We start from the raw sequence: 26,059 nt of genomic DNA, 5'->3' as shown, positions 1-26,059 counted from the left end.
GTTTATATTTTCGATTTTGAAGCATTGGCTATTACCAGTGCACATGGGAGTGCTAAGTGAAGCAAATACCAAGGCACCAACAGATCGTCGAGTTGGTGAAGAAACAAGGCTATGTCAGCACGGATGAGCTGGTCGAGAAATTCAATGTAAGCCCTCAAACTATTCGTCGCGATCTCAACGACCTAGCAGATGAAAACAAAATACGCCGATATCATGGTGGCGCAACGATTCCGCTTAGTTCAGAGAATACGTCATATAACACGCGTAAAGCGCTTAACTTCAATGAGAAAGACGTGATTGCCGAAGAAGTGGTAAAACACATTCCTGATGGCGCGACCTTGTTCATTGATATTGGTACCACTCCTGAAGCTGTTGCCCGAGCATTAAACAAAAGCCATAAGCAATTACGCGTGGTGACCAACAACATCAATGTTGCAACTATTCTCTTACCTAATCCAGAAATCAAAGTGATTTTAGCTGGTGGTGAAGTCCGTAACCGTGACGGTGGTATTGTGGGCGAAGCAACTTTGGACTTTGTGAAACAATTTCGTCTCGACTTTGGCATTCTCGGTATCAGTGGTATCGATTTTGATGGCTCACTGTTAGATTTCGACTACCACGAAGTTCGCGTTAAGCAAGCTATCATCGACAATAGCCGAAGTGTGTTTCTCGCCGTCGACCATACTAAGTTTGGCCGAAATGCAATGGTGAAACTTGGTAATATTTCGCAATTAAATATGGTGTTTACCAACAAGCTGCCACCAGAAGAAATCCTGTCGATATTGAAAGAAGCCGCGATCCCGCTTGAAGTGGTTGATACGATGATCGAAAGAAACGAAACCGAATAGCAACACACTGTCAAATTTCTTCGTAACAAATGACCTCTATCTTAATTACATAGAGGTTTTTTTATGCCCAAATCACACAAAACGCTCACAAACGAAAATAATAGATGATCATAAACGAAACCTAAGCTACGATTATTTCATGTTCTAAATTGCTCGTTCGCTCATCGAGAGGTCAAATTTATGAGTATCCAACAAAATGCTTCCAAAACTAATCCACTCCCTACTCTAGACATGATCGTGATTGGTGGCGGCATTAACGGGGCTGGCATTGCAGCAGATGCTGCCGGCCGTGGTTTAAGCGTCGGTTTGTACGAAGCTAACGACTTCGCATCTGCTACTTCTTCTGCTAGTTCTAAACTTATCCATGGTGGATTACGTTACCTTGAACACTATGAGTTTCGTTTGGTTTCGGAAGCGCTCGCTGAACGTGAAGTGATCTTACGTAAAGCGCCTCATGTCGCTCTACCAATGCGCTTCCGTTTACCACACCGCCCATTTTTACGCCCGGCGTGGATGATCCGCTGCGGTCTGTTCCTTTACGATAACTTGGGTAAACGAACCACTCTTCCGGGCAGCAAAACCGTCAACCTAGCAAAATCAGGTCTACTAAAATCTGAAATAAAAACCGGTTTCGAATACTCCGATTGTTGGGTGGATGACGCGCGCTTAGTGTTGTTGAACGTTCTAGCGGCTAAAGAGAATAACGCAGAAGTTCGCAACTACTGCCGCGTAGAGAAAGCACACCGTGAAGGTGGCATTTGGCATGTCACTATTCATGACGTCACCACAGATCAACGTTTCGAACGCAAGGCAAAAGCTTTAGTTAATGCTGCTGGTCCATGGGTGAAACAGTTCTTTGACGAAGGATTAGAGCAAACCTCCCCTCGCAACATTCGTTTGATCAAAGGCTCGCACATCGTTGTTCCGCGTATCCACAACGAGCCGCAAGCCTACATCCTACAAAACAAAGATAACCGCATCGTATTTATGATCCCTTACCTAGATAAGTTCTCGATCATTGGTACAACAGATGTGGAATACAAAGGCGATCCGCGTGAAGTCGCGATTTCCGAAGATGAAGTCGATTACTTGATCGATATCGTTAACCAACACTTTGTCCACCAGCTAAGCCGTGAAGACGTGGTGTGGACATACAGTGGTGTACGTCCGTTGTGTGATGATGAGTCTGACTCACCGCAAGCGATCACACGTGACTACACACTAGAACTGGATGCTGAATACGACCACGCACCTTTACTTTCAGTGTTCGGCGGCAAGCTTACGACTTACCGTAAGCTTGGTGAAGCGGCGATGAAGAAACTTGCACCTTACTTACCTGAAATGGGTAAAGACTGGACGGCAAACCAAACCCTTCCTGGCGGTAACTTCAGTTGCAGCCGTGAGCAACTGGCGAAGATGATTCATGCGAAATACTCATGGGCATCAGAAGCGATGTTGCTGCGCTACGTGACTCAGTTTGGTACCCAAACTTGGGATCTGATGGAAGGTACTAACAGCATAGAGGATCTTGGTCACTGCTTCTCAGAGCAAGCAAATGGCGTATATCAACGTGAAATTGATTACTTGATGAATCACGAAATGGCGATAAATGAGGAAGACATTCTGTGGCGTCGTACTAAGCTTGGTCTTTACATGAACCAAGAAGAACAGCAAGCACTCACCGATTACTTAAAAGAAAAGTTGCAACAGAAAGTCGTGAACCTTTCGCAAGTTAGCTAACAACTTGTAACCATCACTAAAGGCATGAAAATCCCCCATCAGGAAACTGTTGGGGGATTTTAATTAGTGCAAGATTTCAAGAGTTTGGATAGTAACTATCACAGATAAAAATAGTCGGGGCGGGCGCCCCGACTAATGAGCTGACTTACCGACCAGAGGGCCAACTCAAAATCAGTCACGAATAGAATGATTCGCCATGTGCTCCAACGCTTTGATCATCGCAGAGTGATCCCAGTTTGAACCGTCTAACGATGCGCAAGTATTGAATAGCTCCTGCGCTGTTGCAGTGTTTGGTAGATTGATATTCAGTGCTCGTGCACCTTCCAACGCAAGGTTTAAATCCTTTTGGTGAAGTGATATACGGAAACCAGGATCGAACGTACCGTTAATCATGCGTTCGCCGTGCACTTCAAGAATTTTAGAGGATGCGAAACCACCCATTAAAGCCTGACGAATTTTCGCCGGATTTGCACCCGCTTTAGAAGCAAAAACAAGCGCTTCTGAAACCGCTTCAATGTTCAAAGCGACAATGATTTGGTTCGCGACTTTACAGGTTTGACCATCACCGTTTCCACCAACTAATGTGATGTTTTGCCCCATGATCTCGAACAAAGGTTTCGCGCGTTCAAAAATCTCATCACGGCCACCAACCATGATTGATAGCGTGCCGTTAATCGCACCGACTTCACCGCCAGATACTGGTGCATCGAGATAAAATGCGCCTAGTTCTTCTACTTTTTTAGCGAACTCTTTCGTCGCGATAGGTGAAATTGAACTCATGTCGATCACAACTTTGTCTTTCGCAAGGCCATGAGCAATACCAATTTCACTAAATAGTACGTCGTTAACTTGTGGTGTATCTGGCACCATCACGATAATGAACTCACACGCTTCAGCGACTGCAGCCGGGGTTGGCGCTGCAAAACCATTGTCACCCAATAAATCTGACGGAGCTGCTTCAAAGTGCTCAGAGAAGTACAAGGTATGACCTGCATTTTGCAGATTCTTCGCCATTGGTTTGCCCATGATACCTGTACCGATAAAACCGATATTCGCCATTTTTCTATCTCCGATTCTCAATTCTTTACGCTATTAAATTAGGTTGTATTCTTTTAGCCAGCCTAGGCCCGCTTCTGTTGTTGTTGCTGGCACATATTCGCAGCCAATCCAGCCTTGATAGCCAATATCGTCAATGTGCTTAAGTAGGAATGGATAATTGATTTCACCAGTCCCAGGTTCATGACGCCCTGGGTTATCCGCAAGCTGAATATGCGCAATAGTTGACTGGTTATCTTTCAGTGTACGAGCCAGATTGCCTTCCATAATTTGCATGTGGTAAATGTCGTATTGGTAACCTAAGTTGGCTTCACCCACTTCCGCCACAACGCGCAGTGCTTTTTCTGTGCTGTTTATAAAGAAGCCCGGCATGTCTTGTGTATTAATGGCTTCCATAATTAAACTAATGCCTTCCGCTTTGAGCTTTTCAGACGCAAACTTCAAATTCTCAACCACAGTCTGAAATGCTTCTTCTTCAGAAACATGCGAAGGTTTAATCCCCACAAGACAATTCACTTGTTGGCAATTCAATGCTTTGGCATAACGAATTGCTTTATCCACACCTTTACGGAATTCTTCTACACGGTCAGGGTGGCAAGCAATACCGCGCTCCCCTTTGGCCCAATCACCAGCAGGTAGATTGAATAACACTTGAGTTAAACCAAACTGGTATAACTCAGCCGCAATTTCTTGAGCGTCATAATCGTATGGGAAGAGGTATTCAACACCACGGAAACCCGCTTTGGATGCCGCTTCAAAACGGTCCATAAAATCGTATTCCGTGAACAACATAGAAAGGTTGGCAGCTAGTTTAGGCATAAGTCACTCCAAGAATATTTGTTGATGCCCTCCCCCACTCAAAGGCGTGGAGGAGAGTGAGTTAGCTATTAATCCAAATCGATGGTTTCTTCGAACTCGACCACTTTGTCGATGTCTGGACCCATTGCGATATTGGTCACGCGCTCCGTAATCACTTCCACAACAACTGGAACTTGGAACTCTTTGAGCCACGCTTGAGCTTTGCGCAGTGCCGGTTGAATATCTTCTGGGTTGAACACACGAATCGCTTTACAGCCAAGACCTTCTACTACTGACACATGGTCAACGCCGTAGCCATTTACTTCTGGAGCATTAATGTTTTCAAAATCCAGTTGCACACAGTGGTCAATCTCGAAAGCACGTTGAGATTGGCGGATTAAGCCTAGGTAAGCGTTGTTGATTAGTACGTGAATGTAAGGCAGTTTGAATTGTGCACCGACCGCCAACTCTTCCATCAAGAATTGGAAATCGTAGTCACCAGAAACACCAACAACCGGTGTTGTAGGATCGGCCTTCGCTACACCAAGTGCTGCAGGCATTGTCCAACCTAGAGGGCCTGCTTGGCATGAGTTAATCCAGTGACGAGGACGGTGGACATGTAAGAACTGGTTCGCTGCAATTTGCGCGTTACCGATGGTTGCGACATAACGCGTTTCTGGGCCGAATACCTCATTCATTTCTTGGTAGACACGTTGAGGCTTAATTGGGTTATTGTCGAAATCGGTACGACGCAACATAGTACGCTTACGTTCCTGGCACTCACCTAGCCATGCTGAGCGATCTTTTAGTTCGCCACGAGCTTGCATCTCTTGAGCAACTTCAACAAAGACTTTAAGCGCCTCACCTGCATCAGAGACAATACCAAGATCTGGGCCAAAGATACGACCAATTTGTGTTGGTTCGATATCTACGTGAATAAATTGACGACCTTTAGTGTAAGTTTCAATTGCACCTGTGTGGCGGTTCGCCCAACGGTTACCAATACCAAATACAAAGTCAGACTCTAGGTAAGAAGCGTTACCGTAACGATGGCCTGCTTGACACCCCATACGACCAATCATCAGTTCATGATCGTCAGAGATTGCCCCCCAACCACGCAGTGTTTGGATAACTGGAACACCTGTAATTTCAGCAAACTGCTGTAGTAGTGCCGACGCACCAGCGTTAATGATGCCACCACCAGCAACCAAAATAGGTTTGTCCGCTGCATTCAGCATTTGCAGTGCGCGCTCTGCTTGAGCTCGACTTGCTTTTGGTTTGTGTGGCTCTAATGGCTCATACAAATCGATATCGAACTCGATCTCCGCCATTTGAACGTCCATTGGTAAGTCAATATGGACAGGGCCAGGACGGCCCGAACGCATTTCGTAAAATGCTTTTTGGAAAGTACCAGGAACTTGGCCAACTTCGCGAATGGTCACCGACATTTTAGTCACAGGCTTCGCAATCGCTTCAATATCGACTCCTTGGAAGTCTTCTTTATGAAGCTTCGCTGTTGGTACCTGACCAGTAATGGTAAGAATCGGCGTTGAATCTGCTGACGCAGAATACAGACCGGTGATCATATCTGTACCAGCAGGGCCAGATGTACCGATACACACGCCGATGTTGCCATCTTTAGCACGAGTGTAACCTTCAGCCATATGCGACGCGCCTTCTACGTGACGAGCCAGAACATGCTCGATGCCACCCAGTTTTTTCAATGCCGCATATAGAGGGTTGATAGCTGCGCCAGGAACACCGAATGCGACCTTAACCCCTTCTTTTTTCATGATCAAAACAGCCGCTTCGATCGCTCTCATCTTAGCCATAGTACTTCTCCAAAAACATCGCACCTTATCGGTGACGAACAGAATCATGTGTTGTTGGGGGAGATTATTTGGCAAAAAAAACAGCCCAGCAAAGAATCAAAAATGCTTCAAAATGAAACCTATCAATCAAACAATTTCGTTCCGAAATGAAACGCAAATAATTAAAAATCTGCCTTTTTTTGAAAGAGACGTGATTTAAACCATCAAATGATAGCTGTGAAGATAAGAAGTCTATGTGGAGTCAAAAAGACACGTTCACAAGCGGTGAAAAAATCGCCAAGCACATATCAAAGAGATAACTTATTTATAGGGTCAAGATAAACACGGAAGAAGAGGGAAATCCCCTCTATTTATAGGCATCAATTTAGGCTGGGTAAGTTTGACCCATCGGAGATATTCACCAGGCAAATCATTGATGTGTTTTACAAAATCTAACCGTTAATAATTCTTACAATTTAGACAGTTTGTGTGAGATGTAAGTCGCTTTTCTCAAGCCCTTATCTAATAAGAAACTGACCTAAGTCATAGGAGTGTTTCATATTGAATCGGTGAAAAAATCGCCGTGAATGTCATCACACTCTAACGTTTATACGCAATATATCATTGTGCACCATATTACTGATAAGTCTCACAGGAAGAGCACCGCCGTTCCCCTTCCCAAAGTGACTTTCCTACATCCAATAACTGAAACTGACCTCTCCGTCTGGAGCAAATATGCTGTCGATAGAAGACAATAAGAAAAAATGGGAATTCTTCCAAAAGCACCATTGGGTTTCACCTGAGTTTTCACTTTCCCCTGTGCTTGAGTCATGGGAGCGCTGCACAAAACAATGCAGCCCATATAACTGGTCCAAACCTCATATTGCGTCGGGGTATACCCTGTCGTCTTTAATGAAGCGCAACGAACGCATAATCAGCTGCGCCACTACTGTTATCGAAGATACCTACGATTTACTTAGAGAAGAACAAATCATGTTGTTCATAACTGATGATAACGGATGTGTGCTCTACAGTGTTGGGCATGATGACATGCTGAGAGAAATGAATGAACTCGGCATCAAGATGGGTTGTTTTTTCTCAGAAGGTAAAATAGGCACCAACGCGGTAAGTCTGTGTATTGATACTCACATGCCTTGCGAAGTTTTTGCTGCTGAGCACTTCAATCGCCACCTACACAACTACGCTTCCTCTGCAGCACCTATCTTTGATACTTTTGGTCGACTACGCGGAACAGTGTGCTTGGTTAAAAGAGCGGAGGAATATAGTAAAGAAAACCTGGTGATCATAACCTCATGTGCCAAAGAGGTAGGATTACAGATTCATATTCAATGCGAGCAAGAAACCATGAACCGCTTAAGCTGTGCGCACAACGCAACGTTAGAGTGTATGGATGATGGAATCCTCGCATGGAACGATGAAAACCGCATTACCATGGTAAATGGTCAAGCTGAGCGCTTACTGAACGTCAATAGCCTCAAATTGATAGAGAAAGACGTGTTCTCAATTATGCGTTTTCCACCCAATATTTTGTCTAATATTGAAGCGCATAACATTATTCGTCGTAAGCAGACTACGATCGAAGTAAACGGTGAGTTTATTGAAGCAATTGTGACATTACGTCCGTTAAGTGATGGCTCCAACCTTTTGTTCATCCACCCTATTGATAAAATTCGCGAACTGGCTCAACAACAAATCGGCGGAAGTGCTCGCTACACGTTTGATACACTGCCAGCCGTATCGCGCAAGATGAAACACATCATTACTGTTGCGAAACGCGCAACAAAATCCAAAGCACCTATTCTAATCACAGGTGAAGAAGGCGTCGGCAAAACTGACCTTGCGATGGCGATTCACAATGAGAGTGAGTACAAAGAAGGCCCGTTTATCACCCTAAACTGCCGCTCAGTGAACAGCGAGCAAATGATTCGTGAAACTCTTGGTTACGATGAGGGACAAGGCATGCCTTCTAAGTTTGAGTTGGCACATAACGGCACCCTCTATCTAGAAAAAATTGAATATCTTTGTCCAGACTTACAAGCCGTAATCTTAAAGTTACTGAAGACAGGCTTAGTCAGTAGAAGTGATAGCCAACGTTTGATTCCAGTGAAATTTCAACTGATCACAAGTACCTCCTCAGACATCAGTGAGTATGTTGCACAACGCTCCTTTGGACGTCAGTTGTACTACGAAATTTCTTCGAATGAGTTACACATCCCACCTCTTCGCAAACGCAAAGAGGACATCGAATATATGATCCAGAAAATCATCAACAACTATGAGAAACGCCACAATGTCGCCATTTCAGTAGAAAAGGTGGTGATGGATGCTTTAATGAACTTCAACTGGCAAGGGAACAATTCGGAGCTACGAAACCGCATGGAACGCGTTCTTCTCAACCGAAGTTCAAACCTAATTAAACTCGACGACATCCCTGAGGAGATCAAACTCAACCTAAACGCTGGCAATGACCCAGAAAACCAACCAATCTTGTCACTGGAAGAGGTTGAGAAGAAAGCCATCATTCAGGCATGGAACATTTATGATGGAAAGATGAAGGAAATGGCTAAAGCCCTTAAAATAGGCCGCACCACCCTATGGCGTAAAATCAATAAGTTTGGTTTAGCCGACCAGATTGAACTGACATAAACACTCGAATTTCCCTTATTCAAAAACAGTCCTTTAGGGCTGTTTTTTATTTGCTCTTTTACCGAGACCATTGACTGATTGAATCGACCTCAAACAAGAAAAGCCCTTTGAGCATCGCTACTCAGAGGGCTTTGGATTGCCAACTGCCTTTTTGGGGGAAAGGGTGAATTAGGCTTTGATGGCGAGATCAATCTTGCGAACTTGCTCTTTCAAAGCAGGTAGCAAACTTGCACTGGCGCTGAACTTTCTCAAGCCGAGCTTGAGCAGCAGCTCTGTTGCTTTAGTATCGCCCGCCATTTCTCCGCACATACTCACAGAGATACCAGCTTTATTACCTGCTGAACAAGTTAACTCAATCGCTTTAATGACTGCAGGTTCGAAGTAGTTCACTAGCTCAGCAACGGCCGTGTTCCCACGATCGGCAGCCATCACGTATTGCGTTAGATCGTTAGTTCCTATTGAGAAGAAATCGACTTCTTTCGCCAATGCATCTGCATTGAAGACTGCGGCAGGTACCTCAATCATAATGCCGATAGGTAACGTGAGGTTGTCGATACCTAAGCTCTTCGCTTCACGCTCAACTAGCGCTTTGACACGACGAACTTCTTCCACCATCGCGATCATAGGGATCATTAACTGGATGTTGCTTTGCTCTTGATGAGCTCGTAAGACCGCTCGGATTTGAGTAGTAAATAACTCTTCGTGAGCTAGACACAGACGTACACCGCGTAGTCCCAAGAATGGGTTTTCTTCCTCGGGCATTGGGTAAGCCGCAAGTGGTTTATCACCACCGACATCCAAACTGCGAATCGTTAATGGTTTGTCGCCAAATGCTGCCGCAATATCACGGTAAACCTCATACTGCTCATCTTCCGTCGGCAATTCATCGCTGGTTTGGAATAAAAACTCTGTACGGAACAAACCAACGCCTTCCGCGCCATTTCGAAGTGCTGATTCGACATCTTCTGGGCCACCAATGTTCGCAATCACCTGTACAGCCGTACCATCAGCTGTAATGGCTTTTTCTTGAGCACTGTTTAATGCCGCTTGTTGAGCATCTAACCACTCGGTACGTCTTTGAGCTAATTCTGCTTGAACATCTTCTGATGGTTCTAACCACAGTAAGCCGCTAAATCCATCTACAGTGATAGTTTGACCGACTTTTACTTGGTCTAAACACCCCTGTGCTTTAACAATCGCAGGAATGCCCATCGCTCTTGCTAGGATTGCACTGTGAGACGTTTTACCACCTTCACTCAAGCAAATAGCCATCACTTTAGACTTATCCAAACCTGCGACATCCGAAGGCATTAAGTCGCGAGCGAGCAGAATGCTCGGCTCATTGATTTGCATCGCGGTTTGTTTCGCGCCAGTCACACTAATCATGACCTGACGAGCAATATCGTAAACATCCGCTTCGCGCTCACGCATATATTCACTGTCGGCATTACGGTAGTCTTCAGCCAAAGCGTTAATGGTGTTCATCCACGCCTCTTCAGCAATAAATCCGGATTCAATGTGCGTAACAGTGGCTTGCCACAACTCTGGATCGGATAACATCATCAAGTGAGCTTGGAAAATATCTCCATGAGGTTGTTTCGCTTGTATCGCTAAGTGTTGCTTCACAGCGTCGACGGCAGTTTGAAGACGACTGATTTCTGATGCGAACGACTCAAAAGGACGATCTGGTACGGCTGGCATCTCATGAGCAAATAAGATTGCAGGTGCCGTTACGATACCACCATTCACGCTTAAACCAACAATCGCTCCAGTAATCTCTTGGTCGATAATGATAGCTTCTTCTGGCTCTGCAGAAACAGCACCATTCACAATATCGGCTTCACCAAAGTGTTGATGCGCAAGTAGCGTAAAGGCATCAATAGCGGCTTGAGCATCGTTACCACAAGCGGAAAAAATGATGCAGTCTTCAAGGCGAACACCCAGCTTAGCAATGTTATTTAGGCTCTTAGCACTAACTCGTTGCTCACCTTTTTGCAGCCACATATCACAACTAAATGCAGCTAGTTGACCAACAATCGCCGCCGCAGGACGAGCATGAATACCGTGTGGGTTCTTTACTGTCCATTGGAATTGAAGCTCATCACCTGTCGCCTCTGCTAAGACCTCGACTTGATTGGTTTGCTCAAGCTCTTCACCTAAGTGTTCACGTTTTACATCTAATGCACTGCGCGCTTCTGCTACAACGGTTTCAATCGGCAAGCCCGCAGCCGCTGCAACGGATGCTGCCATCGTGCCTTCCACGATAGGAGCCGCAACCAGAGCCACTTTTTCACGCGTCTCGTCATCGAGTAATTCCAGTGCCATTTCAGTACTTAGTAATGCACTGCCTAAGTCCATCAGCACCACAACGCCCTGCTCGTCACAAACTTCTTCTATCGCCCCCATAACCGCGATAGCGTCTGTACCGATTGGGTTTTCTGGATCGTCCACACCTGCGGCGATCGCTAAGTTAACCTTGCCTTGCGTCATTTGGGTGGCCAATTCGGCCACCCCTTCTGCGAGACGTCGGCTGTGAGATACAACTACAATCCCGACCATGCTTAGTTTCCTGTAACCGCCTGACGCAATGCTTTAATCATCAGAAGAGAAGACGTCGCACCTGGATCTTGATGACCCACACTGCGCTCACCTAGGTAGCTTGCACGGCCTTTCTTCGCTTGCATCTCAATTGTCGAAACAGCGCTTTTTTCAGCAAGATCGACCATTTCATCCAATAGATGATCTGGGCTAATACCACTTTCAAGCTGTGACTTCGTTGTGTTCAGTACTGGCAACCAGACATCACACATAGTCTTATCGCCTTGTTCAGCTTTACCGCGGGAGATAACACCATCTACACCACTCTTTAGAGCATCGATCAATTCTTCGAACGACAGTTGTTCACGTGTTCCTACAGAAGCAGCCGTACGAATAAACAGGGTGCCGTAAAGCGGGCCACTTGCACCACCAACACTAGAAAGCAACGTCATACCCGTGTTTTTCAAGATAGTCGCAATGTTTTGCTTCTCTACGCTTGGTAATGTCTCTGCCACTTTTTTGAAGCCACGGTTCATGTTCAAGCCGTGGTCTGCATCACCGATATCGCGGTCAAGATCCGTCAGGAAATCTTGGTTTTCAGCATAAGACTGAGCACACAACTCAAGCCAATTGATGATTTGGTTCTTTTCGATTTGCATATGTTCGCCCTCGCCTTACCATTTAATTGCAGCTGTATCGACTGGCGCATCGAACAGTTCGATCATTTCTTTGTCTGCTTGTAGTAAGGTGATTGAAACACCTTCCATGTCCAAAGATGTACAGTAGTTGCCAACCATGTTGCGAACCACACGGAAGCCTTCTTGCTCACAGTTTTGTGCCAGACGACGGTAAACACCGTATAGTTCAGATTCTGGAGTCCCGCCTAACCCGTTAACGATAGCGATGTAATCTTGATCAGCGTTGAACACTTCAATGCTTGACTCTACTTCGTCCCATTGGCCTTCTTCACGGTTCCAAATACGCAGTGTACGGCTGTAAGTAACGTTCTCTTTTAGCTCAAGGAACATTTTGTCCACTAGCTCATCTGCCGTTGTGTACTTCACACGTTCGATGCCAGGTTCACCATGGATACCTACACCGAATTCCACTTCGTCATCTTCTAAAATGAAAGATGGTTTACCCGCAGCAGGTACTACACATGCATTCAACGCAACGCCAAACGAGCGGCAGTTGTTGTTTACACGGCGAGCCAATTCTTCACATTGCTCTAGCGTGTAGCCTCTGTCTGCTGCTGCACCAACGATTTTCTCAACAAGAACTGTACCTGCAACACCACGGCGGCCTGCTGTGTATAGGCTGTCTTTTACCGCAACGTCATCATCGATAAGAACTGAACCAACTTTAATGCCATCCGCGTGAAGAAGCTCAACTGCTGTTTCAAAGTTCAGTACGTCGCCAGTGTAGTTTTTGATAAAGAATAGAACGCCTTCACCCGTGTTGACTTGGTTACCACATTCGTACATTTGATCAGGTGTTGGAGAAGTGAACACTTCACCTGGGCAAGCACCAGTAAGCATCCCTTTACCGATAAAACCTGCGTGTAGAGGTTCGTGACCACAACCACCACCAGATACCAATGCCACTTGTCCTGGGGTTTCTTCATGCCACATGTAGCGAGGTTCGTAGTTCACCTTCAGCTCTGGACGAGAATATGCCAGACCTTCCATTTGCTGTTTAACAACGTCTTCAACACTATTGATTAGCTTTTTCATATTTCCGATCTCTTTTAATTCGAATTTCGTTTCGTAGGGTTGGGGCCATCTTAAGTGGAGAAAAAGTACGCTCAATCAAAAAAATATCCGTTCCAGGTTGGAACATTTCGTATAGCGCTTTTGTTTCATATCGGAACAAATTCCTCCCTCTCATACACTAGAGTGATCGGTGCCAAAAACTGTCTTGGGAAGGGAAATAACAAACGACGGCTTTGACACCATCATCATACATTTGCTTATCAAGTAGGCGATTTTCTTCTTCTTTTTGCTTTGTGTACCTACGATAGCTCCAACGTTGAAACAAAACATAACCACATTACAAAAGGTCTGAATATCATGGATAAAATCATCATTAGCCCAAGCAAATATGTTCAAGGTGAAAACGTTTTGGGCTCAATTGCGAGCTACGTGAAAACACTAGGTGAAAACCCACTCGCTATCGCTGATGAGTTTGTGACTGGCTTGGTTGGCGAGACAGTAAAAGAAAGCTTCTCAAAAGAAGACATGCCTATCGCAATGGACATCTTTAACGGCGAATGTTCTCGCGTAGAGATCGACCGCCTAACTGACATCTGTTCAACTCAAAAGAACGACGTCATCATCGGTATTGGTGGTGGTAAAACACTAGATACTGCTAAGTCTGTTGCTTACTACACTAAAATTCCTGTTGTTGTGGTACCTACAATCGCATCAACTGACGCTCCAACATCAGCATTAGCGGTTATCTATACTCCGGAAGGTGAGTTCGCAGAATACCTACTGTTCCCTCAAAACCCAGATATGGTAATCATGGACACAGCAGTGATTGCTAAAGCACCAGTGCGCTTGCTTGTTGCTGGTATGGGTGATGCACTATCAACTTACTTTGAAGCTCGTGCAAACATGACTTCAGGTAAAGCGACAATGGCTGGCGGCGCACCAACTCGCTCAGCTCAAGCTCTGGCTAAACTATGTTACGAAACACTGCTTGAAGACGGTCTGAAAGCAAAAGTAGCAGTAGAGAATGGTGTTAGCACAAAAGCGGTAGAAAACATCATCGAAGCAAACACTTACCTAAGTGGTATCGGTTTCGAAAGTAGCGGCCTTGCTGGCGCTCACGCTATCCACAATGGCCTAACTAAACTGGAAGAATGCCACCATCTTTACCACGGCGAAAAAGTGGCATTCGGTACACTTGTTCAGCTTGTGCTAGAAAACGCAGCGATGGAAGAAATCAATACTGTTATCAATTTCTGCCGCTCAGTTGGTCTACCGACTAACCTATTCGAAATGGGCGTGAAAGAACTGAACCACGAGAAACTATACGAAGTAGCGAAAGGTGCGACAGCGGAAGGCGAAACAATTCACAACATGCCATTCCCAGTAACCGCAGATAACGTATTCTCAGCGATTCTGACTGCTCACCAACTAGGTCAGAAATAAACTCCACACTTAGTTACTGAGTTACGAACAAGGCAAGCGAAAGCTTGCCTTTTTTCGTGGGAAGTTTCAGCGCTTTATCGGACGAATCCACATCGATAAATCAGGGCATTCGTACTGCAAGTGATCCATCAATTGTTTGGCTTCTGAATAATGGAAATAAACATCACTAAACAAATAGTACGAACCATGAATGTGGTGCTCGTATAAAGGCACAGTCGCACACTGAGCAAATACCTTGTTCGGTGGCTTAACACCAGAGTAGAGCTGAACAACATAAGCTTTAGAGTTTGATGTTGATGGTCGAGATGGCTTTGGCGGAGGCGCTGGTTTTGATTTCCTTTGACCCGCTTTTTTCTCCAACAATGAACAGCTGGCTGCATTGATATCAAAAGACATCACTTTCGATTTGTCTGCGGCATCCAGAATATTGACGCGCTGAGCCTTCGCATCACCAAAACACTCTTTAGCCAAAGCGTAAGTCGCCAGTTCACTCAATACACAAGATGACGAATCGTAATAGATTTGCTGCACACCATTATTCAACTGCGCTTGCGGAGAGCATTTCACCATCTGACGAAACTCTGCCCCATCTAATATCCATAAATCGACCGCTTCTTGAATCGTGAGCTCTGCCTGTGCACCAGAAGCAAACCCAAAACAACTCAAAAGTAAGCACCAAGAGAAGTAAGGCTTACTTGTATTCGACGAAAACACTTACTCGTCTCCACCACCATCTTGATCAGACGATGCTGGTGCTTTTCGAGCATAGTTTGAGAACGTCTCAGGGCCATCTTTCTCTGCAGTCAATTTCTCGATTTTCTTATCCGTTTCGTAATTAACCAATGCATAGACAGACCAAATGGCCGCAGGCAACCAACCGATTAAAGTAATCTGCAATAACAAACAGATCACGCCCGCCCAATAACGGCCAATAGTAAAAAATTGAAGCCAAGGAATTAGAATGGCAAGTACTAGTCTCATGTCATGTCCTATTAAGTCTTTTATTATTCATGATCGTATTGCGCACTGACGCTCGGCTTATCAACAAACGGATTGCCGTCGAGATCGTTTTGTTCAAAAGAAAAAGCCGCCTAAGAATTTGGAGCTACGAACCGACATGTGAAGCAAGACTTAAGCGGCAAGCTGAAAGGGTAAACTAAGCCACTGGAACACAATCTTCTCCACAATGGCATTAGCAAAGGGCACCAATTTACAATACCGCTATATAGTAACCGTGTCAGAGGGATGAATATTTAGCATCTATAAATCAAGAACAACGGGGATGCATACACAGCGAATCTTAGAAAGTGAGAAAAGTTTAATATTGATAGGAAACAAAAAGCTCCCCAATTTGGGGAGCTTGATGAGTTGTCCGAACGATTAAAACACTCGAACCCCTTGTGCCTCTAACTTATGCTGTACCTCTGAAATATCGACCTCGCGACAGTTAACAACTTGTTTTATCGCTAAAGCAGCTGCTACACCTGCACCTTGCCCTGTTACTGCGCAGCATGCCATGTTCCTTGTCGTTGCGTGCGCAAATGGATCAGAGTCAATAGCTCGCCCGCAAACTAAAAGATTTTCAACATTCATTGGTAAAAGTGCACCATAAGGAATCTGGAAGTATCTTGGTTCCAAAGGCAATTTCAGTTTTCCATTCCCATCAATAAACTCAGGAAAAATACCAATGCTGTCCTGGTGGCGCCCTTGATTAACTATATCGTTTTCCGTAAGGCGAGTACGCCCTACAATATGTCTAGATTCTCGAGTTCCGATGGTCATTCCAAAGTTTTTTAGCACCGCATTCTCGAAACCAGGTTGCATTTTTCGAAGAGCATCGATGGCATAAAGTGCTTGTTTTCTGCCTTCAATCTCTGCCTTAGTTAGATCAAAAACATTGGTACAGTCTATTCCCGCCATACTCTGTACGTTCATATAGTTGGCATCACCATGATCGGTAATCGTACTCCAACTTCCACCCAATGTAACACCGTCAGGGATTAACCCCTCTTTCTTGGCTTTTGCAAACACTCTACCTAAGTATGGGCTGAACATTTCTTGGCAACTTTCATGGATTTCGTAAGACCAGTTTTTATTGTCTTCATCTTTTCCCCAGTCACTATATGTTGGTTTCGTTTCTGCAATATTTTCTAAGAATCGCTTCTTGTCGATATTTGAACAGTTAAATACTGTCGTTACACTCATCACCTCTTCACGAGAAGGTTGAATAAAAGGAGCTCCAGCAAAAGCGGCAATGTCAGCATCGCCGGTACAATCAATCACAACTTTTGCAAGTATGGCTTTTCTCCCTGATTTACTCTCTGTAACAATACCAATTACTGTATTGTTATCCATCAGTACATTAACTGCCATTATATGAAGTAAACGCTCAACACCACTCTCCGCAAGAAACTCATCCGCGACAACTTTAAACATTTCTGCGTTGATCGCTTGGCTTACCGATTGCACCTCTGGTGTTGTTGCACCAAATGCTTGTGCTTTATCTTCAAACTCTTTTGCAACTCCCCCAGCATCTACTGTATGTTCGTGCCGCCACCATGCAATAGATTCAACACCTGCGGTGGTCATCATTCCACCAAAACAGCCAAACCTTTCAATAAGTAAAGTATTCGCCCCTTCACGAGCGGCTCCTATTGCCGCAGCCATACCAGCTGGTCCACCGCCGACAACCAAAACATCCACATCGGCAATAATATCAATTGGTTTTGTTGGCTCTGTAATTTGTTTCATCTATACCACCTATAAACAGTTTAATATCTTGAATTCACTATTAGATTTTGTTTCTCTTGATAGCTGGAATAAGCTGCGACATTGCTTCGGTCAACAGTGTGTCCGATACCGCACAGTTCATACGTATATGCCCTTCACCACCAGTCCCAAAGTTTGGCCCAGAATTGACACCTAACTTGGCCTCAAATACGAAGAATTCATGAATGTCTTTATCTGACCATCCAGTCGAAGACATATCGATCCAGATGAGGTAACCCGCATCTGGCAAAGGAATAGATATTTGTCGGGAAGCATTTTTGATACGAGCAATAGTTTGATGGTGAATTTTGCGAATGTGCAGTATCAACTCTTGCTTGTAAGCTCTGCCATACTTGAAGCCGTGGTACATTGCTTCATGTGTAAACACATTTGGTAACCAATGAAGCTCTTTAATGATGGTTTGTATCATTTGATACAAACTAGTGTCTTTAGTGATGGCGAACCCACCAAACAAACCACCTAAATTAAAGATCTTTCCTCCTGAGTAAAAGGCGATGATCCCGTCAGTATCTGCGGTTGCACTGAAGATACTAGTGAATGGAACTTTGGAGTCCAGATAAGTGAAGTCAGCATGAATTTCATCTGAAATCACGACGGTGCCATTTCTTCTCGCAATGCTGATCAGTTGTTCGAGTTCTTCTACAGTCCAACATTGCCCAGTTGGATTATGTGGGTTACAAAGCAAAACAACAGTATGCTCTCGACACTGCTGCTCAAAAAGTTCGAAGTTAATTTGATATCTACCGGACTCACCTTTTATTAACGAACATTCAATAGGTTGGCGATGATTATCACGAATTGTCCCTGCAAAAGAGTGATAAACGGGATTAAAAATAATCACACCATCTCCTTCTTTAGTAAGATGGCGAATCAATGCCCCAATTGTCATTAGCATGCCCGGTATTTCTTGAATATCTTCAGCTTCAATAGAACACTGGAATTCAGTCTCATACCATCGTGCAACAAGCTCACTGATATCGCTATGATAATGAGCGTAACCAAAATCGTGACGTTGCGCCGTTGCAATCATTGCCGCCCGAATTTCCTCACAAACCGGTAAGTCCATGTCTGCAACCGACATAGGCAACACGTTTCTTCCCAAAACCGATGCATGCGAGTTCCACTTAGCTGAGTACGGGCGAGGGTGGCTATGTTTAAATTTATACATTGGCATTTCCTAATAACCGCCAACACGCTGCACATCTCACAGCGTATTGGCAGTAATAGTTTATTTAACAGTGGCAGGCTCTAACTTCGGGTCTTGTCCTTTTACTTCTTCTTCACCAAGTTCATAACCTTGCTTCAAAGCGAATGCTCGAGCTTCCTCGTGCGTAATAGTTACGATTGAGATATTAGTGATTGCGTAGAAGGTTGCGAATATCATCGAGAAAAAGAACAGCAAACAGTACGGTAGGTAATCCATTGTCGGTACCCCCAGTGTTGTTGCCATAAATAAGCCTGCGGCAGTCCAAGGGATCGCAGGGCCTGTCATGGTACCGAAGTCTTCCAGTGTACGAGCTAGCACCTTAGGATGAATGCCAAGCTTCAAGAAATGCTTATTCATTAGCTCTGAAGTGATTACTTTATTCAAACCATCAGAACCAGTAAGAGCATTGATTACAACTGCGATTAAACCAGAACCTAAAATAGCTGATCTTGCAGTTGTGATCTTTTTGGTCAACTCACCCATAGCAACATCCATCATCTTAGTGCCAGTCAGAATTCCGGCAAACGCCATTGCACAGATTATGAAAGCGAGGAAACCACCTTGTGTATTTAAACCACCACGATGTAACAGCTTAATCACCCCCGTGGCTTGCTCTGAAGAATTGAAGCCAATCATCTCGACTTTGAAGCCAGTCATGGTTGAAGAGACCCCTTCCCAAAGGTCAAACCCTTGGTACAACCAACCAACTAATACAGCAACAACGGCTGAAAGTAGCATCGAGGGAACAGGTGGCTTTTTAGTAAAAGTACATAGTAAGATCACTAACATTGGCAGCAATGGTAAAACACCAAAGCTGTACATCTCATTTAGTTGAGAAATCAGCAGTACACTATCTGTCGACATTTCACCATCAACATGATGAGTCATGCCAAGATAAATAAAGAAGCCAAGCGCGATAATCGTGGAGGGAATTGTTGTCCAGAACATGTACTTTATATGTTCATAGAGCGGTGTTTTCGTTACGCCCGCAGCTAAATTAGTTGTATCTGACAATGGAGACATCTTGTCACCAAAGTAAGCACCAGAAACCAGCGCACCAGCAAGCATCGCAGGATCGACGCCTAAACCAATACCTACACCCATCAAAGCAACACCAATTGATGCAACAGAACCCCAAGATGAGCCACTTAAAATAGCTAGTAAAGCAGTCAAAATAAAAGATAGGAATAAGATCATTGCAGGGCTAATCAGCTGCATACCATATACAACTAGCATGGCTAGCGTGCCGCTGTAACACCAGGTAGCAACCATGAAAGCAACAAATATTACGATCAAACACGCAGGCATAACCGCAGCAAATTTATCGACAATAAACTTCTCTAGTTCTTCCCATGTAAAATTAAGCCTACAAATCGCTATCCCACCAGCACAAGCTGCAGACAACAGTAGACATACACCTGTAGGCCATTTCAACATGCCCATCCCTATCGTTAGGACAATGACCATGAAAATGATTGGTGTGACCGCTTCACCAAAAGTAGGCAAGCGTGTCTCTCTTTGCTCTTCATGAGTTTCCATATTTTTACTCCGACATCATTGGTATATGTCCATCATTGGCAAACGTTTAGCTCAATACCATAAATACCTCCTGATGCATTATTGAACTGTGAAAACGCTAAAAAGCATTCTATTAATTCACTCTCTGGCTTGCTGAAGGTGTGAACAAACTCAAAGCTAATTAAGAATTGAAGCAATTACGTTTCAAATTGAAACGCGATCTTTTTTGAAAATGAAACACGTCTTGAAATTCACTTTATTTTTAAGCCAATTGATAAGAGCGTAGGATCACACTGTTGTTATTGTTTTATTTATGAGACATATTTCCCCAATAAAGGAGCAGGTAATGAACAGTGCAAAGCAGAACATGAAATCAAGATCAAAAAAGCCCACCGAGGGTATGGTGGGCAAAAAAGAGAGATAAAAAGACTTTAACTCAAGGCATGATCTCAAGCTAAAAATATCTCTACTTGAGCATTATCTTTAATGTCAAATAACTGATTGGGTAAATCTAATAAGGAACCAAATACATTCACCGGAGAGGCTGCCACAGGCTTTTTGCTATGACTGTATGGCGTGCTACCAAAGAACACACAAAACGCTTGTCCTGGCGGCCAGTAAGCTAAATCTCCGACTTCTACTTCTGTTTTCGCTTCTATGCATTCGTCAATCAGCAAAGGAATTGGAAAGTAAATTTCATCTCCCCAACGCCTTACTCGTCCCTTTATCGGTAGTGACGACAAAATACGTTGAGCAGTATCTGTCTGATTTAACGTAGCGGAATACTCGATGTTGTTTATTCGAATTGTTATTTGAGTCATCTTGTTTACAAGCTCCGAATTAAGCCATTTCCGGTTTTTCTGACGTTGCTAGTTTATTCACATCAACGTTTTTCGTGTTGAAAGGCTTAACTGCACCATGCTCCATTGTTAAAGCAACAATGTCTTTTGCACTAACATCACGTGAGTAGACACCTCGTTTTACAGCCAACGCTGCGGCAGCACCCACGGCTTGTCCCATTGCCATACAAGTACATTGTGCTCGGATCCCAGCAAGAGACACGCGATCAGCTGACAAGATACGACCTGCAACGGTAATGCGGTTGGTATTTTTCGGGATCAAAGCTCGGAAAGGAACCGCTGGGATAAGGCTTGCTGAATCATGGAAAATCTCATCACATCCATTGTCTTCGTTATGCATGTCAATGTAGTTGAAAGCATTACAAATCGCATCTTGATACTTCTCTGCTCCCATAAACTCAGGCTCAGTCACAATATGCTCGCCTATCACTCGGTAGCCTTCGCGAGATAACGCTCGGTTATACATGGTTTTCAGCACAGCACGCTCAGCGCCTGGGATTTTATTGCGAACAAATTGGTACATACGCAACATGCGTTCGCGACCTTCAATGTTTGCTTTTGTTTGGCCATCAGCATCAGAGGTATCACACGAATAGATATGAGTGGAGTTGTGCCCACCCATTTGCAAGAACCACTGGAACGGATAGATACCAAAGTAAGCCCAGTCACCTTTTTGCAACTCGCCATCAGCCATCGCTTTCTCGTAAATTTTTTGCACCTCACCCTGCCACACTTGTTGCATGTCGATGCCTTCAATACGATATTCCAGCGTGCCTGGTTGGCGCTTAGGTGACTTTTCAACTTGCAGACCGAGTGCACGTGAAACATCCGCATCGCCTGAACAATCAATGATCTCTCGACAACGTGTTATACGCTTAATACCACGAGCATATGAGGTCACTATCCAGAAGTTACCATCATGCGCCATTTCACCAATAAATTCGTGATAGTGAATATCTACACCGGCTTCAATGGCTGCTTGCTCCGCAACAGTCGCATAGATAGGTACGTTGATATTGCTGTAGTAAGCCGGTGTATCGACACCATATCGCTCTGACGGCGGTTTGATGCGTAAGCCTTCAATTTCCTTCGAGCGAGAGAACAGCTCCCAACCAATGCCTTGCACTACAGTTTCTGTTGGTGAATGCCAATGGTTTGGCATAAATACTCCACCATCTGTCATTGTGCCACCCAACATCGAACTGGCTTCAATCAAAGACACCGACACACCTGCACGTGCGGCTTGAATGGCAGCTATATGACCAGCAGTACCACCACCAGCCACAACGACATCTACACTCTGTTTTATCGTTTTCATACACTTACCTTGTTTCACGTTATCTTTTATATCGAAGTCACCTCGTTCTGATGCGAGGAAACTTAGGTATAAATCAATGTGGAAGGTGACCCAAACGACCCTGCAAAAGCAGAGCCGCTGGGAGTTGTCACATCACGTTAAGGATTGGAAATTAGTGGATTCGAACACCTTGCTTAACCAAAGTGTTTTGTAGCAATGTCATATCGACATCACGCGCATTGACGCCTTGCTTCAAAGATTCTGCTGCTGCGGTACCCGCACCTTCACCCGTGACGGCACAACACATCATGTTACGCATAGAAGTATGAGCAACTACACCACCAGAAATTGAACGGCCTGCCACAAGTAAGTTTTCTACCTGTTGAGGAACTAGACAGCCGTAAGGAATTTGGAAATAACGACCTGTCGTTGGCAGGATCAAATAACCACTGCCATCAATGAACTCAGGGAAAATCCCGATAGAGTCATTGCAGCGTCCTTGGTTCAGTACATGCTCGTCGTCGATGTGTGTTTCACCAACAATTAAGCGTGACTCACGAGTACCTAACGTCATACCAAAGTTGCGCAATTTGGCTTTTTCGAAGCCAGGAACATAGTGCTTAAGCGCATCAATCGCCCAAAGCGCCTGCTGACGACCTTCAATTTCAGCCTTAGTCAAATCCCATGCGTTGGTACAGTCGTAGCCAAACGAGTACACCATGTTAAGTTGATGCGCTTCACCCGCTTCAGAGAATGTAGACCAAGTACCAGCAATCGCAGAAGCATCACCAGGAATCACACCTTCTTCTTGTGCTTTGGTGAAAATCTCTTCCATGTATGGGCTAAACATGTCGTCTTCTTTGCCCGTCGTTTGAATTGTCCAGTTCTTACCCCAGTCGGCGTAAGTTGGTTTAAGCTCTTCAGCGACAAACTTATTGAATCGCTCAACACCAATACCTGCACAGTGGAACATTACCGTCACACCCATTAATTTATCAGTCGAACGCTGATTAAATGGAGCACCAGCCAGTGCCGCAACGTCTGCATCCCCCGTACAATCGACAATACGTTTTGCTAAGATAGCGCCGCGACCAGATTTGCTTTCGACAATCACGCCATAAATGGTGTTGCCTTCTTTTAGAACCTCAACAACCCATGAGTGGTAAAGTGGCGTCACGTTTGCTTCTGCAATCATTCGATCCGCGATGACTTTGAAGCCTTCAGTATCAATCGCTAAGCTCTTCGATTGTGGCTCTTGACGAGCAAAGCCCACTTCTTGTGCACGAACTTCATATTCACGACCGATACCTTCGCAATCCACCGTCCCTTCATGACGATACCAAGCAAAGCTCTCAACACCCGCTTGAGTTAACATGCCGCCTAAACAGCCATAGCGTTCAACGAGCATAGTTTTTGCACCAAGACGACCAGAAGCAATAGCAGCAGTTAAGCCAGCCGGGCCGCCGCCTACAACAAGCACGTCCGTTTCTGCAATCACAGGAATTTCTTTTTGAGGTTCGATGATTTTCATTTTTATCTCCTTATAGCACCCCCTTTTCATTGAAGGAGGTGCTCTTATATTAGCGTGCGCTCTGGGTTAGCTTAGAGAAGCCGCTGGTTCTGCTGCGGGCTTTGCTACTTGCTCCTCTTCAGTGCGATCTACTGGTGTATCCAAGTAGATGCGACCTTTTGAGTCGGCTGCTGGGAAGCCTTCTGGGAAATCAATGTTGATTTGTTTGATGAAGCTTTTAGCCACAATAGCTATCACGAAGCATAGAGGGAAACCTGTCAAAATCGATACTGTTTGTAGAGGCTTCAAACTCTCTGGGTTGATAAAGTACAGTGCAAGAGAAACCACCCCTGCCAAAACTAACCAGAATGCGATGTTCCAGTGCGCTGGGTCTTCGTTTTCTGCAATTTCATCTTGAGTCGCAGCTGCCAGTGAGTAACCCACTGCACAGTGACCCGTGATGTAAGAGATCAATGTGATTAGACCGAATGCGAACACGAATAGCGTACCGAGTGGCATTTGCTCAAGCATTGCGTACACAACCGCACCACGACCTTGTTCGTTCATGATGGTCATGAGATCCACTTGACCTGTCATTTGCATATTGATGCCCATACCCGGAAGGATCATGTAGAACACCATGCAGCCAAGAGAACCCGCAATCAGACCGCCCATCACGATCTCACGAATGGTTCTGCCTTTAGAAATCTTCGCAATGAACAGACCAAATGGCAGTGCGTAAACCACCCACCAAGAGAAGTAGAAGATAGTCCAAGCTTGTGGGAATCCACCGTCACGGATAACGTCTGTCGCCAAGCTCATGTAAACAAAGTTTTGAAGCATCAAGCCAAGGCCATCAACCGATAGGTTTAGGATGTATGCTGTAGGACCACAAACGAGCAAAGCAATTAACATCACTACGTCAGCTTTTACGTTCCAGTTACTCAGTGCTGATACGCCCTTTTTAAGACCCATGATAAGTGCTACGAGAGGGATAAAGGTCCACAAGAAAATAACGAAGGTATCCAAGAAAGCATTACTTGAATCCCACCCCATTACGTACACGATCGCGTTAGAAATAAGTGGCGTACCTAGTGCTAGTGAAGTCATAACACCACCAACCATACCGAACATGTACAAGAAGTTAATTAGGTGGCCAGAGATGCCATCCACTTTCTTGCCCAATACAGGACGAGCAAATTCACTCATTTTCAATGTCGGTTTTTTGCGTACATAGAAGCAGTAAGCAATTGGAATAGCGCAAGCAATGTACCAAGCCCATGCAGATGGTCCCCAATGGAACATGCCGTAAGCAGAAGCCCAACGCGCCGCCTCGATGCTACCAGCTTCGACACCAAACGGTGGCGCTTGCATAATCCAGATCCATTCCACGGCACCGAGATAAAGTACGCTGCCACCAGTACCTGAAGTAAAGATCATACCTAGCCATGTCATCGTCGAGAATTCAGGACCATGCTCTCTATCTCCCATGACCACACCGCCGTAACGAGAGATTGCTAGGTAAATGCAGAAGATAACGACTGCAAATGTTGCTAATAAGAAGAACCAGCCGAGCTCTCCCGTGGTGAACGCATGCAGCTTACCCATGACAAGCGCACTTGATGTAGGGTTCATCAGGAAGAATACAGCCATCGCTAAGGTCAAGATCGTGGCAGGCCAGAAGACTGCCTTGTCGATCGCCCCTTTTTTATGTTGAGAGGATTGGTTACTCATAATTTGTTTCCACGTTTCACGTTGTTGTTTTGGACAGGAACATCTTATGAACACCAACCAATAAAGGTTAGAAATTGCGGTGTTTTTGAACGGCAACTTTGAAGATAGCCACAGGAGAAAAGGGTTATTTTTTCTGACGGAATGCGAAGTGTGAAGCTAGGAGAATTTTCCTACAAAAGCGAAATGAGCTTTTCAAAACGAAACATCTCGTTTCAGGAAGTATTCCATTTTGGAACAATTCAGAAACCATCTCGGATGGCTTAACCTTCACAGCAAAGTAAGAGATTCAAGCATGTTTTTTCGGCTCTAAATATCGTGTTGAGCCTTATGTGTAGGAGGATTTAAACGTAAAATCATCGTGTTGCATTTTGAAAAGCACCTGGTATTTCTCATCAAATTAAAGGCCATTAAAAGGCATTTTTACGCTTAATTTAAGTAAGCTTCACATACATAGGTTTGTTGATCCAATTAGCATTTTTGATAATTCGCTCGTTTAAGGGCTGCAATTATCGAACATAGCTCAGCTGAAA

General features: G+C 44.7%; 19 protein-coding genes. 4 read left to right on the top strand and 15 right to left on the bottom strand.

Features of this window, described 5'->3' with window-relative positions; all coding sequences use genetic code 11:
* The first annotated feature begins 56 nt into the window (after positions 1–56).
* Complete coding sequence (locus C1S73_RS14575) at positions 57–848, top strand: DeoR/GlpR family transcriptional regulator (RefSeq protein WP_038866023.1); 792 nt, start codon at positions 57–59, stop codon at positions 846–848.
* 180 nt (positions 849–1,028) lie between these two features.
* Positions 1,029–2,588 carry a glycerol-3-phosphate dehydrogenase gene (glpD, locus tag C1S73_RS14570; RefSeq protein ID WP_038866021.1) on the top strand — a complete coding sequence of 520 codons (1,560 nt, stop codon included), beginning with the start codon at positions 1,029–1,031 and terminating at the stop codon, positions 2,586–2,588.
* Between the two features lie 171 nt (positions 2,589–2,759).
* Here the strand turns inward: glpD and glxR are convergent, their stop codons facing one another.
* The 3 genes from glxR to gcl form a co-directional block, all read right to left on the bottom strand.
* Positions 2,760–3,647, bottom strand: coding sequence for a 2-hydroxy-3-oxopropionate reductase (gene glxR, locus C1S73_RS14565; RefSeq protein WP_038866018.1), 888 nt, complete (start codon positions 3,645–3,647; stop codon positions 2,760–2,762).
* A 33-nt stretch (positions 3,648–3,680) separates the two neighbouring features.
* Positions 3,681–4,463, bottom strand: a complete 783-nt coding sequence (gene hyi / locus C1S73_RS14560) for a hydroxypyruvate isomerase (RefSeq protein WP_038866016.1) — start codon at positions 4,461–4,463, stop codon at positions 3,681–3,683.
* A gap of 68 nt (positions 4,464–4,531) precedes the next feature.
* Positions 4,532–6,274, bottom strand: coding sequence for a glyoxylate carboligase (gcl, locus tag C1S73_RS14555; protein WP_038866014.1), 1,743 nt, complete (start codon positions 6,272–6,274; stop codon positions 4,532–4,534).
* Between the two features lie 714 nt (positions 6,275–6,988).
* On the opposite strand from gcl, the gene dhaR reads away from it, so the two are divergent.
* On the top strand, positions 6,989–8,920 hold the full coding sequence (gene dhaR / locus C1S73_RS14550) for a dihydroxyacetone kinase operon transcriptional regulator DhaR (RefSeq protein ID WP_038866011.1): 1,932 nt from the start codon (positions 6,989–6,991) through the stop codon (positions 8,918–8,920).
* Between the two features lie 168 nt (positions 8,921–9,088).
* Here dhaR and ptsP read toward each other — a convergent pair whose 3' ends face one another.
* The 3 genes from ptsP to dhaK are packed head-to-tail and all read right to left on the bottom strand — an operon-like array spanning position 9,089 to position 13,191.
* Complete coding sequence (ptsP, locus tag C1S73_RS14545) at positions 9,089–11,479, bottom strand: phosphoenolpyruvate--protein phosphotransferase (RefSeq protein ID WP_038866009.1); 2,391 nt, start codon at positions 11,477–11,479, stop codon at positions 9,089–9,091.
* Positions 11,480–11,481: 2 nt separating this feature from the next.
* Positions 11,482–12,117 (bottom strand): dihydroxyacetone kinase subunit DhaL, encoded by a 636-nt coding sequence (dhaL, locus tag C1S73_RS14540; RefSeq protein ID WP_038866007.1) that lies wholly within the window; start codon positions 12,115–12,117, stop codon positions 11,482–11,484.
* 15 nt (positions 12,118–12,132) lie between these two features.
* On the bottom strand, positions 12,133–13,191 hold the full coding sequence (gene dhaK / locus C1S73_RS14535; RefSeq protein ID WP_038866005.1) for a dihydroxyacetone kinase subunit DhaK: 1,059 nt from the start codon (positions 13,189–13,191) through the stop codon (positions 12,133–12,135).
* Between the two features lie 336 nt (positions 13,192–13,527).
* On the opposite strand from dhaK, the gene C1S73_RS14530 reads away from it, so the two are divergent.
* Positions 13,528–14,613, top strand: coding sequence for a glycerol dehydrogenase (locus tag C1S73_RS14530; protein ID WP_038866003.1), 1,086 nt, complete (start codon positions 13,528–13,530; stop codon positions 14,611–14,613).
* A 66-nt stretch (positions 14,614–14,679) separates the two neighbouring features.
* On the opposite strand, the gene C1S73_RS14525 is transcribed toward C1S73_RS14530, so the two are convergent.
* From C1S73_RS14525 to C1S73_RS14485, 9 genes are all read right to left on the bottom strand, one after another.
* Positions 14,680–15,327, bottom strand: a complete 648-nt coding sequence (locus C1S73_RS14525) for a hypothetical protein (RefSeq protein WP_038866001.1) — start codon at positions 15,325–15,327, stop codon at positions 14,680–14,682.
* Positions 15,328–15,594, bottom strand: coding sequence for a YqaE/Pmp3 family membrane protein (locus tag C1S73_RS28305; protein WP_038865999.1), 267 nt, complete (start codon positions 15,592–15,594; stop codon positions 15,328–15,330).
* A gap of 399 nt (positions 15,595–15,993) precedes the next feature.
* Complete coding sequence (locus C1S73_RS14515; RefSeq protein WP_038865997.1) at positions 15,994–17,364, bottom strand: FAD-dependent oxidoreductase; 1,371 nt, start codon at positions 17,362–17,364, stop codon at positions 15,994–15,996.
* A 40-nt stretch (positions 17,365–17,404) separates the two neighbouring features.
* Positions 17,405–18,571, bottom strand: coding sequence for a MalY/PatB family protein (locus C1S73_RS14510; RefSeq protein ID WP_038865995.1), 1,167 nt, complete (start codon positions 18,569–18,571; stop codon positions 17,405–17,407).
* 60 nt (positions 18,572–18,631) lie between these two features.
* Positions 18,632–20,149: a Na+/H+ antiporter NhaC gene (gene nhaC, locus C1S73_RS14505; protein ID WP_081634742.1), complete on the bottom strand. Its 1,518-nt coding sequence runs from the start codon at positions 20,147–20,149 to the stop codon at positions 18,632–18,634.
* 428 nt (positions 20,150–20,577) lie between these two features.
* On the bottom strand, positions 20,578–20,949 hold the full coding sequence (locus tag C1S73_RS14500; RefSeq protein WP_038865994.1) for a cyclophilin-like fold protein: 372 nt from the start codon (positions 20,947–20,949) through the stop codon (positions 20,578–20,580).
* Between the two features lie 19 nt (positions 20,950–20,968).
* Positions 20,969–22,306, bottom strand: a complete 1,338-nt coding sequence (locus tag C1S73_RS14495) for an FAD-dependent oxidoreductase (RefSeq protein WP_038865993.1) — start codon at positions 22,304–22,306, stop codon at positions 20,969–20,971.
* A 151-nt stretch (positions 22,307–22,457) separates the two neighbouring features.
* The gene (locus C1S73_RS14490; protein ID WP_038865991.1) at positions 22,458–23,816 is read right to left on the bottom strand and encodes an FAD-dependent oxidoreductase; all 1,359 of its coding nucleotides are present in this window, start codon (positions 23,814–23,816) and stop codon (positions 22,458–22,460) included.
* A 66-nt stretch (positions 23,817–23,882) separates the two neighbouring features.
* Positions 23,883–25,529, bottom strand: a complete 1,647-nt coding sequence (locus tag C1S73_RS14485; protein ID WP_080774372.1) for a BCCT family transporter — start codon at positions 25,527–25,529, stop codon at positions 23,883–23,885.
* Positions 25,530–26,059 lie beyond the last annotated feature (530 nt).

It is taken from the genome of Vibrio jasicida 090810c, from assembly GCF_002887615.1.
In the GTDB taxonomy this organism is placed as follows: Bacteria; Pseudomonadota; Gammaproteobacteria; order Enterobacterales; family Vibrionaceae; genus Vibrio; species Vibrio jasicida.
Note: the sequence above shows the minus strand (reverse complement) of the source record. Positions and strands in the feature narration are given on the sequence as shown.

What these genes read in the sequence shown, in the direction of transcription:
- glpD (WP_038866021.1), top strand. Translation starts at nt 1,029, where the DNA reads ATGAGTATCCAACAAAATGCTTCCAAAACTAATCCACTCCCTACTCTA.
- glxR (WP_038866018.1), bottom strand. Translation starts at nt 3,647, where the DNA reads ATGGCGAATATCGGTTTTATCGGTACAGGTATCATGGGCAAACCAATG.
- hyi (WP_038866016.1), bottom strand. Translation starts at nt 4,463, where the DNA reads ATGCCTAAACTAGCTGCCAACCTTTCTATGTTGTTCACGGAATACGAT.
- gcl (WP_038866014.1), bottom strand. Translation starts at nt 6,274, where the DNA reads ATGGCTAAGATGAGAGCGATCGAAGCGGCTGTTTTGATCATGAAAAAA.
- dhaR (WP_038866011.1), top strand. Translation starts at nt 6,989, where the DNA reads ATGCTGTCGATAGAAGACAATAAGAAAAAATGGGAATTCTTCCAAAAG.
- ptsP (WP_038866009.1), bottom strand. Translation starts at nt 11,479, where the DNA reads ATGGTCGGGATTGTAGTTGTATCTCACAGCCGACGTCTCGCAGAAGGG.
- dhaL (WP_038866007.1), bottom strand. Translation starts at nt 12,117, where the DNA reads ATGCAAATCGAAAAGAACCAAATCATCAATTGGCTTGAGTTGTGTGCT.
- dhaK (WP_038866005.1), bottom strand. Translation starts at nt 13,191, where the DNA reads ATGAAAAAGCTAATCAATAGTGTTGAAGACGTTGTTAAACAGCAAATG.
- C1S73_RS14530 (WP_038866003.1), top strand. Translation starts at nt 13,528, where the DNA reads ATGGATAAAATCATCATTAGCCCAAGCAAATATGTTCAAGGTGAAAAC.
- C1S73_RS28305 (WP_038865999.1), bottom strand. Translation starts at nt 15,594, where the DNA reads ATGAGACTAGTACTTGCCATTCTAATTCCTTGGCTTCAATTTTTTACT.
- C1S73_RS14515 (WP_038865997.1), bottom strand. Translation starts at nt 17,364, where the DNA reads ATGAAACAAATTACAGAGCCAACAAAACCAATTGATATTATTGCCGAT.
- C1S73_RS14510 (WP_038865995.1), bottom strand. Translation starts at nt 18,571, where the DNA reads ATGTATAAATTTAAACATAGCCACCCTCGCCCGTACTCAGCTAAGTGG.
- nhaC (WP_081634742.1), bottom strand. Translation starts at nt 20,149, where the DNA reads ATGGAAACTCATGAAGAGCAAAGAGAGACACGCTTGCCTACTTTTGGT.
- C1S73_RS14500 (WP_038865994.1), bottom strand. Translation starts at nt 20,949, where the DNA reads ATGACTCAAATAACAATTCGAATAAACAACATCGAGTATTCCGCTACG.
- C1S73_RS14495 (WP_038865993.1), bottom strand. Translation starts at nt 22,306, where the DNA reads ATGAAAACGATAAAACAGAGTGTAGATGTCGTTGTGGCTGGTGGTGGT.
- C1S73_RS14490 (WP_038865991.1), bottom strand. Translation starts at nt 23,816, where the DNA reads ATGAAAATCATCGAACCTCAAAAAGAAATTCCTGTGATTGCAGAAACG.
- C1S73_RS14485 (WP_080774372.1), bottom strand. Translation starts at nt 25,529, where the DNA reads ATGAGTAACCAATCCTCTCAACATAAAAAAGGGGCGATCGACAAGGCA.